Here is a 15,601-nt window from a genome sequence, read left to right as displayed (position 1 = left end):
TCAGGGCATTTCCGATAACGCCTTGGCCAGCCGCTTGGCCGATACCGGCTCGGCGGTTTTGAGTTCCTGCGCGAACAACGAGACACGCCACTCCTCGATCAACCAGCGCAGCTCGGCCAGATTGGCGTCGCTGGCGCCAGCGGTGCTTGTGCCTTTCTCGGTACTTGCACCTCTCTCGGTGCGATGCTTCAGGTACTCGCGCCAATACGGAAGGACCTGCAGCAGGCGCTGCTGGTCCTTGGTCGGATCCTGCTGCAACCGTTCGGCACGCAGCCGCATCGCTTTCAGGTAACGCGGGAAATGCGCAAGTCGGGCCAGCGACAGCTCGTGCAGAAAGCCGACGCTGAGCAAACTATCGAGCTGCTCGTGCATGTCGTCGTAGCTGGCCTTGGCAAAACCCAGCAGCGGCGGCTGCAGCCAGGGTTTCAGCTCGGCCTGCGCTTCGATGATCGGTTCGGCGAGTTTCAATCGCTCGACGCCAGCGGCAAACAGTTCGCGTGAGCACTGCGCGTGCAGCGATTCAAATGCGCCGGCCGTTCGCACATCCAGATCATGCCTCTGCAGCAGGTCATCGAAACCGCCTTCGAGCAGATCCTCGCGTAGTCGATCGACGCTGCCCAGCGGTGCATATTTCAATGCCAGCGCGTTGCCCACCGGCAATCGGCGCCGTGCCTGCTTGGCATCGCTGGCCAACGCATTGCGCAGCAGTCGCACCACACCCTGCCGGTGCGCCTGACTGGCCTCGTCGCTGCGTTCGAACACGCGCAGCGCCACCGTCTCGCCTAGATCCACCAACGCAGGGAAAGCCATTAGGCCGCCATCGGAATGCACCCGTGCGGGGATCTCCTCGAAATCCCAGCTGGTGACGTCCTCGCGGGTGAGTTCGATATCGGTCTTGCGCGAGAACGCCTCGCGCGCCTGACCTTCCCACTCTCGGCGCAATGCGGCCAGATTACGGCTGGTCGCAAGCGTACGGCCCTTCGAGTCATCACCTTCGTGCAGGCGATAGCGCATCGAGAAATGCGCTGGCAATTCGACCGCTGCGAATTCGGTCGCGGCGATTTCCACGCCTGTGGTTCGCTTGAGAAATGCCGCGAGCACCTTCACCAGGGATTCGTCGCGTGGTGATTCTGCTTCGATGAAAGCTCGCGCAAAATCCGGCGCTGGCACAAAGTTGCGCCGCAGCGGCTTGGGCAGTCCACGGATCAGCTCGGCCACCTTCTCGCCCAGCAGGCCGGGTACCAGCCACTCGCAGCGCGCCGTCGGCAGTGCATTCAACATCGCCAGCGGCAGATGAAGAGTCACGCCATCGGCCTCGTCGCCGGGTGTGAAACGGTATTCGAGGCGGTAGCGCCTTGCGCCCATATCCAGGGTCGCTGGAAAAGCCTTTGCATCCAGCCCGGCACCACCAACCATCACATCGTCCAGCGACCAGCGCAGCGCTGCCTGCTCAGCAGGGCGCGCCTTGCGATACCACGCATCCAGCGCGCGGCTGCTGGCAATGTCTTCCGGCAGCCTTTCCTCGAAGAAAGCCACCAGATCATCCTCATGGCGAATCAGCCCTTCACGTCGCTGCTTCGCTTCGATGCCCAAGGCATCCTCGAGCACGCGCTGATTGGCACGCACGAAATCCGCACGGGTGTCGATGTCGCCACGAGTCAATGCCTCACGCAGGAAAATCGCGTGCGCCAGCGGCGGATCCTGCAACTGGAACGTCACCGGCCGTTTCTCTACCAGCACCAACCCGAACAGGCTGACCTGCTCGTAGGCCACCACGCAACCACGCTTCTTCGACCAGTGCGCATCGCGACAGCTCGCGCGTAACAGGTGTGCTGCCTGCTGCTCGATCCACAACGGCTCGATGCGAGCATTCATCATGCCCCACACGCGCCCGCCCACATCGAGAATCTGCGCGGAAAAAATCCAGTTCGGCGGAGCCTTGGACAAGGCCGAGCCGGGGAACACGTGGAACTTGCGCTCGCGCGTGCTCTGGTACACACCCTTCTCGTCCTTGCGGCCGACCTGGGTCGGCAGACCGGCGAGCAGGCTGCGGTGGATGGATTCAAAGAGGCGTGCGACAGCCGCCTCTTCATCAACAGATTGCTTCTCGCGTTCGCCTCCTCTCCCCTGTGGGGAGAGGATTGAGGTGAGGGGCAGGTGCTCGCGCGACGAGAGGTTGTTCGTCTTTTTTGCTCTCGCTGAGGCTCTGTTTACATTATCCCGCAAGCCCGGCCCCTCACCCCGGCCCTCTCTCCAACGAAGAGAGGGGGATTTGATGGCGCTCTCTGCCGAAGCGGCATTCCCATCCCGCGTCCACCCCAGATCCTGCACCACCAGCAACAGCTGCCGATGCAACTCACGCCACTCGCGCATGCGCATAAAGCTGAGAAAGTGCCGCGAGCACCAGTCACGCAGCTTCGATTGGGTCAGCTCTTCGTGCACCTCGTGATAGGCGCGCCACAGATTCAGCACGCCGACGAAGTCGGACTTTGGGTCGGCGAACACTGCGTGCGCAGCATCGGCCTGTTGGCGTGCATCGGCGGGACGTTCGCGCGGATCCTGCACGCTGAGAAAGCTGACGATGGTCAACACCTCGCGCAGGCTGTGCAGCTTCTCGCTTTCGACCAGCATGCGCGCCAGCTGCACGTCGACCGGAATTTTCGCCAGCATGCGGCCGATGGCGGTGAGCTTGCGCGCCTCGTCGATGGCCGAGATTTCGGCAAGCCGCCGATAACCGTCGGCCACCACGCGCGGATCGGGCGCTTCGAGAAATGGGAAGTCCTCGACCTCGCCCAACTGCAATGCCAGCATGCGCAGTATCACGTTGGCCAGCGACGAACGCAGCAGCTCGGGATCAGCGAACGCTGCGCGGCTGGCGTAGTCGGCCTCGTCATACAGGCGATAGCAGATGCCTGCCGCCACGCGACCGCAGCGACCCTTGCGCTGATCGGCCGCCGCCTGCGCGATCGCTTCGACATGCAGCCGTTCGAGCTGGCTGCGCTGGCTGTAGCGCTTCACCCGCGCGGTGCCGGTATCGATCACATAGCGGATGCGCGGCACAGTGAGCGAGGTCTCTGCCACGTTGGTGGCCAGCACCACGCGGCGTTTGCTGCCGGGTTTGAACACGCGATCCTGATCGCCGGCCGACAGCCGCGCGTACAGCGGCATGATTTCGGTCTCGCGGTATTGACGGCGCGACAGCAGCAGGTGCGCATCGCGGATTTCACGTTCGCCGGGCAGGAACACCAACACGTCGCCGCGCGGGTCGTCATGCGTGATTTCATCCAGCACGGCTGCGATGTGTTCGGCACTACCCTGCTGCATATCGCGGGTGCCACGCTTCTGATCGGAGGCTGAAGCCAGCTGATCGAGCGAGCGCCAGCACACGTCGACCGGAAACGCACGACCTTCCACCGATACAACCGGCGCGCCATCGAAGTGCTCGGCGAAGCGTGCGGTATCGATGGTCGCCGAGGTGACGATGATCTTCAGCTCCGGCCGCTTTTTCGCCAGCCGCTTCAGATAGCCCAGCAGAAAGTCGATATTCAGGCTGCGCTCGTGCGCCTCGTCGATGATGATGGTGTCGTAGGCGCTGAGCCATGGGTCGCCCTGCGTCTCGGCGAGCAAGATGCCGTCGGTCATGAACTTGATCAGGCTGCGTTCGGACACCTGATCGTTGAAGCGCACCTGGAAGCCGACGATCTCACCGATCAGTGTACCCAGTTCTTCCGCCACGCGGCGCGCTACCGATCGCGCTGCCAGGCGGCGCGGCTGGGTACAACCGATCATGCCTGCCTCGCCACGACCAGCGGCCAGGCACAGCTTGGGCAACTGGGTGGTCTTGCCCGAGCCGGTTTCACCGGCGATCACCACGACCTGATGTTTGCGGATCAGCTCGACGATGTCCTCGGCGCGCGCGCTGATCGGCAGCGACTCGTCCAGCCGGATCGCCGGCTTGGTCGCCACGCGCGCGCGCCGTCTTGCCGCGGAAGCTTCAATATCGACCGCCAGCACGGCCAGCCTGCTCTCATCGAGGCGACGTGACAACGACCGCCAGCGGCCAAGCAGTCGACCGAAATCACGGCTGGATACGCCATCCAGCGCCCGGCGCAGTCCACGCAAGCGGCTATCGACAGTGGCGTTGGCAGAGGGCATGGAAGCGTCATTCATGGGACTGCACATCATAGCCGGTGACTATCGTCGACATCGGCACGATTCATTTCCTTCGTACTTGCGTAACGGCTAATGTGAATGCGACAGATTTCCCCATCGGAAGGAGCACGACATGTCCATTTCCATCGGTATCGATAAAAAAGATCGCGAAGCGATCGCCAAGCACCTGTCCAAGCTGCTGGCCGATACGTACTCGCTTTACCTGAAAACCCACAGCTTCCACTGGAACGTCACCGGCCCGCAGTTCAACTCGCTGCACGCCATGTTCGAAGTGCAGTACAACGAACTGTGGCTGGCCGCCGACGAGGTGGCCGAGCGTATCCGCACGCTCGATGTCTCCGCTCCGGGCTCCTACAGCCAGTTCGGCAAGCTCACCTCGATCAAGGAGGAGGCTGGCGTACCGGAGTGGAAGGAAATGGTCGCCCAGTTGGTCGAGGGCCATGAAATTGCCGCGCATACCGCCCGCGAAACCATCAAGGCCGCTGACGGTCCGGGCGACGAAGGCACGGCCGACATGGTGACCGGCCGCCTCAAGGAGCACGAGAAAACTGCCTGGATGCTGCGCTCGTTGCTGAAATAAGCGATAGCTCGGGAAATCTCGATCCTCCCGGAGTCACCGGCGCCTTCTTCGGACGGCGCCGTTTTTCTTTCTGTCATCTCGGTACTTAGCGACCGACGAGCGGGCTTTTTACACCTTATTGCAGGCCGTCACTACAACCCGTCCTGACCTCGCGCTGACCACCGCGTGTGCTTTTGGTTGAGCCTGTTGCCCTGCATTGGTTAAGCTCCCTAAGCTTTTGCGCTTCCGACGCAGGCTTTTCCGGGAATTTTTTTGAGCGCCACGGCAGCAAACCACGACAGCAAGTACCCGCTTCTCTCCGCCCTGGCGATCGCGCTGCTCGTGGCCGCGCTGAATATCGGACTGTGGTGGTGGGGCAACCTGCCTAATGGGCCAGGCGACTGGCACGGTCAGATCAGCGGTTTTGCCTACTCCGGCTTCCAGCGCTACCAGAACCCGTTCAATCACGACTTTCCCAGCGACGATCAGATCGAGGACGATCTCAAGCTGCTCGGCCGCTATACCTCCCGCATCGCCACCTACTCGATGCTGGAAAACCCCCAGGTCACGCGACTGGCTGAAAAACAGGGTCTGAAGGTGATGGCCGGGGCCCAGATCCTGAAGGGGATGGATGGCAACGAGAAAGAGATCGATGCGCTGATCGCGCAGGCACGCCGCTATCCCGGCACGATCGATCGGGTCATCGTGGGTAACGAGGTCCTCTACCGAAATGACGTCACGCCCGAACAGATGATGGCCTATGCGGATCGGGTGCGCGCCGCGCTGCATCAGCCGGTATCGATTGCCGAGCCCGACTACATCTGGCTGAAGTATCCCGAGCTGGCCGACCACGTCGATTTCATCACCATCCACCTGTTCCCGTTCTGGAATGGCGTGACGGTGTCCAGCGGAGAAAACGGCAAGTCCGACGCCGTTGGCCAGGCGCTGGGTGCTTACCATGCCATACAGCATCGTTTTCCGAACAAGCACATTGTGGTCGGTGAAATTGGCTGGCCATCCAACGGCGACCGTCAAAAGCAGTCCTATCCTTCGATCTCCAACGAGGCGATCTTCGACCGGGTATGGCTGAACGAGGCCAAGAAAGAAAATATCGATTACTACCTGTTCGAAGCCTTCGACCAACCCTGGAAAGAAGACCTCGGCGAAGGCCGCACCGGCGCTTACTGGGGTATCTTCAACGCCGACCGCCAGCTGAAGTTTCCGTTGACCGGCCCGATCATCGAGGACACCAATTGGCCGTGGAAGGCGATCGCCGCCAGCCTGCTCGCCCTGCTGCCGATGATCTGGTTTGCGCGCCGCTTCAGCCGCTTCAAGCCGATGGGTCGGCTGTTTTTCTGCATGCTGATCCAGCTCGCCTGCGGACTGCTGACGTGGTCGGCCACCTTACCGTTCAATTTCTATCTCAGCTGGATCGACTGGACCATGCTGGTGCTGTTGTTCCCGGCGCAGATCGCGATTCTTGCCATCCTGCTGATCAACGGTTTCGAGTTCACCGAAGTGCTATGGCGCCGAAGCTGGGTGCGTAATGCCGGCATGCTGAGGCCAGACCGCCTGGAGAAGCAGCCGTTCGTATCGATTCACCTGGCCTGCTACAACGAGCCGCCGGAGATGGTGATCATCACGCTCGATTCGCTGGCCGCACTCGATTACGAGAACTACGAAGTGCTGGTGATCGACAACAACACCAAGAACCCGGACGTGTGGAAACCGGTGCAGGCGTATTGCGAACAGCTCGGCAAGCGTTTCCGCTTCTTCCATCTGGAGCCGTGGCCGGGCTTCAAGGCCGGCGCACTGAATTTTGGTTTGAAAGAAACCGATCCGCGTGCCGATGTTGTCGCGGTGATTGACGCCGACTACGAAGTACGCCACGACTGGCTGTCCACACTAACCGGCCACTTCCACGATCCGAAGGTCGCCGTGGTGCAGTGCCCACAGGCGCATCGCGAATTCGAGAACAACACGTTCCGCCGCATGACCGCCTGGGAATACGACGGCTTCTTCCGCATTGGCATGCATCATCGCAACGAACGCAACGCGATCATCCAACACGGCACCATGACCATGGTGCGGCGCTCGGCGCTGGAAGGCACCGGTGGCTGGTCGGAGTGGACGATCTGCGAAGACGCCGAGCTGGGCCTGCGCCTGATGCACTCCGGTTACGACCTGGTCTACGTCGACGAACTGATGGGCAAGGGCCTGACCCCGGCCGACTTCAAGGCGTACAAGAGCCAGCGCTATCGCTGGGCCTTCGGCGCGATGCAGATCCTCAAAGGTCGCTGGCGCTGGATGACCAAGGCCGGCCCGCTGTCCGGTGGCCAACGCTTCCACTTCCTCACCGGCTGGTTCAGCTGGTTCGCCGACGCGTTGCATCTGCTATTCAGCCTGATGGCGATTTTCTGGACCGCCGGCATGGTGGCCTACCCCGAACTTTTCAGCCTGCCGATGCAGCTGTTCCTGATTCCGATCATCGGCTTCTTTTTTGCCAAGGCGATCTTCGGCATCGTGCTGTACCGCGCCCGCGTGCCGTGCAGCTGGTACGACACGCTGATGGCTTCGCTGGCCAGCATGGGTCTGAGCCACGCGATCGCGCGCGGCATCCTGCACGGACTGACGCGCGAGAAAACCTCGTTCGTGGTGACTGCAAAAAGCCGCCGTCTGGGCGAATCGAGCTTTGCCGCCTTCGCGCCGGTGCGCGAGGAAATGATGATGGCCTTCGCCATCAGCATGTGCGTGGTTGGCATCGCCATGGGTTACGCCTCGCACCTCATCGAGGGCCGCCTGTGGATATTCATCCTCTGCGCGCAGTCGATTCCCTATTTTTCAGCGGTCGCCGGCGCGTGGATCGCTCATCGTGCGGGTGACAAGGCTGGCTGATAGAGCCGATCGCGACGATTTGCAACACGCTATCGCCGTCGCGCAGAGACACTCCAACGCCGGTTCTCAGGTACTAATTCAGTACAGTGGCGATAACACTGTACTGATCAGTGCTGCATCGGTGCGGTACGTTCATACTCCGCGGACATTTCTCTGAACTAAGCTTACGGCTTAGTTTACGTGCACACGCCCTTGAGGACGGAACCCCCACGCATGCGCCGATTTACCCAACGTCAGCGATTGCTGCTGGCGCTGAATTTGCTGCTGCTGACGCCGCTGGCGCATGCCGGTGTGCAACTTGTGGTGGATGGTGTGGATGACACACTCAAAAACGCAGTGACTGCGAGCGTGGAGTTATCGCAATACGCAGCACGCGACGTGAGCGACGCTCAGGCGCGCCGTCTCTACGAACGCGCGCCGGATCAGGTGAAAGCGGCGCTTCAACCCTACGGTTACTACGAAGCCACCACCACCGGTGACATTCAACAGATCGGCAAGGACTGGAAAGTCACCCTGCACGTGACGGCGGGCGAGCCGGTGAAAATCACGACCGTCAATCTGACCATGGACAAGCAGGCCGCGACCATCGCACCGATCCGTCGCGCCATGCGCGCACTGGAAAAGCTCAAGGACCAGCCACTGAACGATGGCGCCTACGATGATCTGCGTGATCGCGTCAGCGGCGCGCTCACCGCGAATGGCTTTCTCGATGCCAGGCTGGTGACTCATCGTGTCGAAGTGAATCGAGCGGAGCACCACGCCGTCATCACGCTGGCATGGGAAGCTGGAGAACGCTACCGCTATGGTCAGGTGCACTTTGACAACTCCCAGTTCCGCGAGGATTTTCTCGATCGCTATATACCGTTCAAACCCGGCGATTATTTCTCACAGGATCAGTTGCTGGAACTGCAGCAAGCCTTGAACGGCGCGGATTATTTTTCAGTAGTCAACGTGCTGCCCGATGTGGACAGCGCGAAAAATGGTGTCGTCGATATCAGTGTGCAACTGGCGCCGGCCAAGCGCACGATCTACAGCGGCGGTCCGTTCATTGGCACAGACACCGGCGTAGGCGTACGCGGCGGCATCGAGCGTCGCTGGGTCAACCGCCGCGGGCACAAGTGGAAGAACGAAGTGGTGCTGGCGCAACGATTGAAAACGGTGTCCACGCTGTATTCCGTTCCCCTGCCCGGCACCAACCAGCGTAGCCTCAACTATGGCGCCACTTATCGCGACTCCAATACCGATACCTCGCAGTCGCGTACGCTCGAGCTGGTCGCCAACGAAACCGAACTGTGGCACGGCTGGACTCGAACGCTCGGCGTGCATGCGCTGTCTGGTACGTTCACCGTGGGCAAGATCGGCAACGAGCCGGACAGCACGCCCGGCATCGAGCACGGCCGCAGTACCGAGGTATTTGGCGAAGCGTCGCTGTCGCGCAAGAAGGCCGACAATCCCAACTTCGTCCATCACGGCTGGTCACTGAGCCTGACCGCACGCAGCACCGCCGGCACACTGCTCTCCGATGCGCGCTTCAGCCAGCTGATGGCCGATGCCAAATGGATCGACGCGTTTGGCGCCAACGATCGCAACCGACTGATCCTGCGTGGCACGGCTGGCGTCACCTGGACCAACGACTTCACTGCACTGCCTCCGCAACTGCGCTTTTTCGCTGGTGGCGATCGCTCGATCCGAGGCTATGGGTTTCAGGAAGTCGGTCCGCTCAACAGTTTCGGTCGCGTCATTGGTGGCGAAAATCTGCTGGTCGCCAGCACCGAAGTGGAGCATTACTTCACCCGCACCTGGGGCATGGCGGCATTTGTCGACGCCGGCAACGCGTTCACCGGCACCAATTACAGCCCAGTCATCGGCGCCGGTCTCGGCGTACGCTGGCTGTCGCCGGTGGGCATGATCCGCGTTGATGTCGGCACACCGATTCACAACTCGCGCGAAAGCGGCTTTGAATTGCACCTCGTGATCGGACCGGATCTATGAGTGATGTGAATGCCATGAACCCGTCCGCTTCTTCTGCCAAGCCGCCACTGCGTCACCGGCTGCGCTGGATCGGCGCGATTTTATTGCTGCTCTTTGTATTGATCGTCGCGGCCGCCGCATGGCTGCTCGGCACCTCATCCGGTCTGCGCTTTGCGCTGGCACACGCGCAATCGATGACTCATGGTGCACTGCAGGTACAACAAGCCGACGGACGTCTGATCGGACCGCTCGATCTCTCCGGCGTGCGCTATCGCGACGGCACCGGGCTTGATGCACAGGTCGCCACCGTCCATCTCGATCTGCGCATCTGGCCCCTGTTGGGCAAACGGTTACACGTGCTGGACCTCAATGTCGATGGCGTCAACGTAGCCCTGCCGTCGAACGCATCACCAACGGAAAAAAGCGACTCGACCTTTTCATTGAGACCGCCGCTGGATCTGTTGCTGGATCGCGTGCATGTCGGTTCCGTAACAATCACCCAGGCCAAGCAGACCGTGTTCGCCTCGAACAAGCTCGACCTCGCCGGCAGCTGGACCAGCAAGGGCATCGAACTGCACCAGCTCGATCTGCAGGCACCGGATGGCCACGCCATGCTCGACGGCAATCTGGCCGTGGGCAAGAATTACCAGGGCAACGGCAGTGCCAGCTTTGCGTGGAAGATCGACACCACGGACTATGCCGGCAGCCTCACCGTGCATAGCGACGGCCAGCGCGCGCATGTGGATTTAAAACTTCAACAGCCAACAGTCGTACAATTGCAACTCGATCTGAGCCAGAGCGGCGACTACGTCTGGACGGCCAAACTCGATGCGCCAACTTTCGATCCCAAACCGCTGCTCGGCGAGAGTTCGCTGAAGACGCTCGCGTTGTCGTTGCAAGGCCACGGCGACCGCTACAGCGCTGTTCTCGATGGCACGCTCAACCTCAACGCCTACAAGCTGCTGTTGCAACCGCTCAGCGTGCAGTTCGATCACGACCTGAAGACGCTGACCCTGCGCCAACTCAACCTGGGCTCACCGCAGATCAAGGGGAGTGTGGCGGCCAGCGGCACCGTGCAACTCGATGCGCAGCCAGTAAGCGCCGAGCTGGCCATCCAGTGGAACGACCTGCAACTACCGGCGGAGTTGGCCGGCCAGCCGCTGACCAGTCACGGCACACTGAAAGCCAGTGGCAGTTCCAACAACTATCACGCGGAAGGCGATGTCGCGATCGGCCCACCCGGCAAGCTGGCGTCACTGGCGCTGAATCTCGACGGCACACCGCAGCAGATTGCTTTGCATACGCTAGCGCTGAAGCAGGTGCGTGGCGGGATGCAGGTCAACGGCACGTTGACCCTTCAGCCGGCACTGGCCTGGCAGGTCGATGCCACCGCCGATCAGCTCGATCCCGGCCAGCTGCTAGCTGGCTGGAACGGCGCGCTGAACTTCGACATCGCCAGCCACGGCACGCTGCCGCAGAACCGTCCCGACGTGACGCTGGAAATCCGCAAACTCAACGGCACGCTGCGCAAGCGCGCGATCAAGGGCGACGGCATGCTGCATCTTTCGCCCAACGAAGTCGTCGACGGTCAACTCAATCTCTCCTCGGGGGACAGCACCGTACGTGTGAGCGCGAAAAGTTCAGGCGGCGGCGCTGCCAACAATATTGCGCTGGATCTTGCCGTCACCTCGCTGGGGGATTGGCTGCCCGATGCCAGCGGTCGATTGAATGGCGCGTTCCATCTTCGCGGCCGGCAGCCGAAGCTCAGCGTCGACGGCCAGCTGCAGGGGCAGTCCATCGCCTACCAGCAGCAGCGCGTCGCCAGCCTGCAGCTCGATGCCAACGTGCCGGACATCAGCAACCCCGGCGGCAAGTTCAACCTGCAGCTGCACGGCGTGAATGCCAGCGGTCTGCTGTTTTCGCAGATCAGCCTGCTAGCCAGCGGCACAGCAGCGCAGCACCATCTGAATCTCGATGCGCGCGGCACGCAGCTTTCAGCAGTGCTGGCGTTGAGCGGTGCGCTGAAAGGCTCCGACTGGCGCGGCACGCTGTCCACGCTAACACTGGAGCCGCAAGGCTTGCCTGGCCTGCGCTTGCAGCAACCGGCGCAGCTCGCCTACGTTGGCGGTGCAATGAGCATGTCGGAAATGTGCCTGAGTGCTGGCGATCCGCTGCTATGCGTGCAGGCCAAACAGGACAAGGCAGGCAACCTCGATGCCAGCTACCGCTTGCGCCAGCTACCACTCGCGCTGCTGATGAATGCTGCCGGTGAAGCCAATCTGCCGGTGCGCGCTGACGGTACGCTGGAAGGCAGCGGCAACATCCGTCGCAACGCGGCTGGAGCGCTGAGCGGCACCGCATCAATCACCTCGGCAAACGGCAGCGTGACCTATACCGACCACGCCGACGAGCCGCTGCTGACCTACAACCAGTTGGGCATCAACGCTACGCTCTCGCCGGACAGCCAGCGCGTCGAGCTGCACGGCGGCCTCGACGGCGGTGGACGTCTGGACGGCCAAATCATCGTCAGCGGTGCGCAGCAGTCGCTCAACGGCCAGCTCGATCTGCGCCTCAACAAACTCGGTTTCATCGAGCTGCTGACCAGTCAGGTAGCCAACGTGAAGGGCGCGCTAGGCGGCAGTTTCCGTATTGGCGGCACTTTGAAACAGCCGTCTGTTCTCGGCAACGCCACCCTCAGCGACTTTGCCGCCGAAGTGCCCGCCGCCGGTCTCAAGCTCACGCAGGGCAAGGTGGTGGTCAGTGCGCTGGATGCGCAGCACTTCCGTATCACGGGCAACGTGCAGTCCGGCAAGGGCACGTTGGCGATCGATGGGAGCGGTGACCTTGGTGCCAGTGCGCAAACGACGATCACGCTCAAGGGGAGCCAGTTCACCGCCGCCGACATTCCTGCCGCCAAGGTTGTGGTCTCACCGGATCTGACCATCAAGCAGGATGCCAAAGGCATCGATGTTGGCGGCGGTGTCACGCTGGACAGCGCTGACGTCAATCTCGACAAGCTGCCCGGCGCCGGCGCCACCAAAGCCTCGCCAGACATCGTGGTCGTCGATCAGGAACAGCAGGAGCAAGCTGCCAAAGGGCTGCCGATCAGTGCGCAGGTGAAAGTCGATCTCGGCTCCAAGACCCACCTGATCGGCAAGGGTCTGGATGGTCACCTCAGTGGCCAGCTCACGGTCAGCGAAATACCCGGACGCGCCACTACCGGTCGCGGCCAGATCGGTGTGGACGGCACCTATAAAGCCTACGGTCAGAATCTGCAGATCGAGCGCGGTCAGCTGCTGTTCGCCAGCACGCCGATCGACAACCCCGGCCTCAACATCCGCGCCGTGCGCAAGATCAACCCGAACGCCACCGTCGATGACGGGCAAGTGGTCGGATTACTGATTGCCGGCACCGCGCAGCGCCCAAGCGTTACCGTGTTCTCCAATCCCGTGATGGAACAATCCGACGCACTGTCATACCTGATCACTGGCAAGCCGCTATCGGATGTGAAAGGTGGCGAAGGCAGTGCCGTCAGTTCCGCTGCGCAGGCACTGGGCTCGGCCGGCGGTAATTTCCTGGCAAAGCGGATCGGATCGCGCTTGGGCGTAGACGATATCGGCGTCAGTAATAGCGACGCACTGAACGGCAACTCCGCGTTTACCGTGGGTAAGTATCTGTCACCGCGGCTTTATCTCAGCTATGGCGTTGGCCTGTTTGAATCCGGCCAGGTAATTACGCTGCGTTATCGCCTCACCCAACGCTGGAACTTCGAGGCGCAGAACGCTACCGACTTCAACCGCGCCAGCCTGAACTATCGCTACGAACGGTAACTGTCGCGACAGCAACCGTTCAAATCACGCCCTGATAATCCACCTCACGCCACACTTCCGCTTGAAATCACGAGTGCGGACTAAGAAAGCTGCAAGTTCTCGACAGGAAGCGTCTTCGAACAGAACGTCTCCGAAAGGAATTGCAGGAAGGATTTGGATTTCCGTACTTTCACCCATTTACCTGAGAGGTTGCCCCGTGCCCCGTATGCCGCTTGCACGAAACACGATGTACACCCTGCTCTGCGCAGGCTTCGTAGTGATAGCAGGCTGCAATCAGCCAGCCACGCCGGCGCAGCCTCTTGCTAGTTCCGCATCGGCCCCCGCACCGGCACAGACAGCCGCGGGCGCCCAACAGGCGGCCTACACACCGCCGTCCGCCGATCAGCTTTATCAAATGGTCGCGCCGATCGCGTTGTTCCCGGACAAACTCGTGGCGCAGGTGCTGGCCGGCTCGACCTATCCTGACCAGATCACCGCCGCTGATGGCGTGGTCGACCAGAATCCGAACCTGAAAGGTGATGCGCTGCAGACCGCCATCGCCCAGCAGCCATGGGATCCCAGCGTCAAAGGCCTGACCGTTTTCCCCAGCGTGCTCGACCAGATGGCGAAGAACGTTGACTGGACGACTTCGCTTGGTGAAGCGTATGTCAACGATCCAACGGACGTGATGAATGCGATCCAGGTCATGCGCCAGCGCGCGTCGTCGCACGGCAGTCTGCGCAGTTCCACGCAACTGACCGTGCAGACACAGACGGCAACGCCCGTCGATTATCAGAGCGATGGCGGCCAGCCGGTATATTCCGTCGTGCCCGCACCGACCCAGGTGATCGAAATCCAGCCGAGCAATCCGGACACCGTTTATGTGCCGGAGTACAACCCGCAGGTCGTCTACGGTGAAGAGGTTCCCTATTATCCCGGTTATGTCTATGAACAACCGCGCGGATACAGCGGCGGCGATCTCATTGCCGCAGGCGCCATCGGTTTCGGCGCAGCGATCCTGGTCGGCTCGCTATTCGGTCACCACCATGATGGTGGTTATGGCGGCGGTGGTGGTTATGGCTGGAACAATTGGGGCATGAACTGGGGTGGTCACGGCGGCGGCGGTGGTGGCTATGGCGGCGGCTACGGTGGCGGCCGTCCGGCTGTGGTCTACAACAACAACACCTACGTCTCGCGTTCCACCACGGTGATCAATCACAACAACGTCACCAATAACAATTACGGCAACAACCGTACGGTCAACAACATCAACAACAACCGGAACGTTGGCAACACCGTGGTCAACAATCGCCCGGGTGCAGCCGCAACTCCTAACTTCGGCGCTAACGCCGCCGCCCAGCGTGCTCTTCCGGGTCAGCAGGGCGCGCGCGGCATCGCCGGCAACCCGGCCGTGGCTCATGCAAATGTGGCCGCTGCAGCACACGCCCCGATGAGCATGCCGCACTTCAACGGCGTACCGCAACGCGGTGTGACCACGGCGCAAAGCGAGCGCGCCGTGGGACACGCAGCGCCGAACAACCTCGCACATTCCAACGTGGCAAACACGCAGCACGGCTTGCCCGGCGCTCAGCAAAATCGTGAGGCAGTGAATCGCGCCAACGGTGCCGAACAACATACGGCGGCACAGACTCATGCCGCATTTGCACCCCAGCAGCACGTGAATACACCAGCGCAGCAACACGCAACCGCACGACCGGTCGAAGCACAACATTTCAACCAGCCGGAGCGGCAGGCGCCGCAGCAACGACAGGCCGCGGCTCCTCGCGAGACGGCTGCGCCACGCCCAATGGCGCAGCCGCGTCCGCAGGAAGTGGCCCGCCACGAGCAAGCAGCACCGCGTCCGCAGCCGCACAACAGCGGTGCTGCTCACCCTGCGCCACATCCCGCCGCAAAGCCAAAGCGCAAGGATGACGACAAGCACCGCTGATTGCTCTTGATAGCTCACCGACCGATCAGGTGAGGCGCCATGGACGGCATCACGGCTTAACAACGATCACTGCCTTGCCCTAAGCAGTAATCGCTTTACCTGAAACGGCTGACTGTTTGGACGATGCATGAAAGCATCGGATCCAGACTCGTCGGCCGTTTTATTTCACTGCGCGCTGGTCGCCAGATAAGCCGACGGCGTTTTTCCAAAGCCTGCTTTGACATTCCACGAAGTGTTGTTGGCAAT

Annotated in this window: 6 protein-coding genes; 5 read left to right on the top strand and 1 reads right to left on the bottom strand. The window is 61.6% G+C overall.

The window, feature by feature from the left end; all coding sequences use genetic code 11:
- A complete protein-coding gene (hrpA, locus tag HDE80_RS10905) occupies positions 1-4,155 on the bottom strand; it encodes an ATP-dependent RNA helicase HrpA (protein WP_184670792.1) in 4,155 nt (1,384 codons plus the stop codon).
- Between the two features lie 130 nt (positions 4,156-4,285).
- On the opposite strand from hrpA, the gene HDE80_RS10900 reads away from it, so the two are divergent.
- From HDE80_RS10900 to HDE80_RS10880, 5 genes are all read left to right on the top strand, one after another.
- On the top strand, positions 4,286-4,753 hold the full coding sequence (locus HDE80_RS10900) for a Dps family protein (protein ID WP_184600805.1): 468 nt from the start codon (positions 4,286-4,288) through the stop codon (positions 4,751-4,753).
- Between the two features lie 252 nt (positions 4,754-5,005).
- Positions 5,006-7,627 (top strand): glycosyltransferase, encoded by a 2,622-nt coding sequence (locus tag HDE80_RS10895; RefSeq protein ID WP_184670723.1) that lies wholly within the window; start codon positions 5,006-5,008, stop codon positions 7,625-7,627.
- A 213-nt stretch (positions 7,628-7,840) separates the two neighbouring features.
- The gene (locus tag HDE80_RS10890; RefSeq protein WP_184670721.1) at positions 7,841-9,619 is read left to right on the top strand and encodes an autotransporter assembly complex family protein; all 1,779 of its coding nucleotides are present in this window, start codon (positions 7,841-7,843) and stop codon (positions 9,617-9,619) included.
- Positions 9,616-13,428, top strand: coding sequence for a translocation/assembly module TamB domain-containing protein (locus tag HDE80_RS10885; RefSeq protein ID WP_184670719.1), 3,813 nt, complete (start codon positions 9,616-9,618; stop codon positions 13,426-13,428). The genes HDE80_RS10890 and HDE80_RS10885 overlap by 4 nt, the downstream gene beginning before the upstream one ends.
- Before the next feature lie 226 nt (positions 13,429-13,654).
- Complete coding sequence (locus HDE80_RS10880) at positions 13,655-15,355, top strand: DUF3300 domain-containing protein (protein ID WP_184670717.1); 1,701 nt, start codon at positions 13,655-13,657, stop codon at positions 15,353-15,355.
- Positions 15,356-15,601: the final 246 nt, after the last annotated feature.

The organism is Rhodanobacter sp. A1T4 (assembly GCF_014207185.1).
In the GTDB taxonomy this organism is placed as follows: domain Bacteria; phylum Pseudomonadota; class Gammaproteobacteria; order Xanthomonadales; family Rhodanobacteraceae; genus Rhodanobacter.
This window is presented reverse-complemented; position numbering and strand designations above follow the sequence as displayed.

Excerpts from the sequence above, each read along its gene's own strand:
- hrpA (WP_184670792.1), bottom strand. The coding sequence starts at position 4,155 with ATGCCCTCTGCCAACGCCACTGTCGATAGCCGCTTGCGTGGACTGCGC.
- HDE80_RS10900 (WP_184600805.1), top strand. The coding sequence starts at position 4,286 with ATGTCCATTTCCATCGGTATCGATAAAAAAGATCGCGAAGCGATCGCC.
- HDE80_RS10890 (WP_184670721.1), top strand. The coding sequence starts at position 7,841 with ATGCGCCGATTTACCCAACGTCAGCGATTGCTGCTGGCGCTGAATTTG.
- HDE80_RS10885 (WP_184670719.1), top strand. The coding sequence starts at position 9,616 with ATGAGTGATGTGAATGCCATGAACCCGTCCGCTTCTTCTGCCAAGCCG.
- HDE80_RS10880 (WP_184670717.1), top strand. The coding sequence starts at position 13,655 with ATGTACACCCTGCTCTGCGCAGGCTTCGTAGTGATAGCAGGCTGCAAT.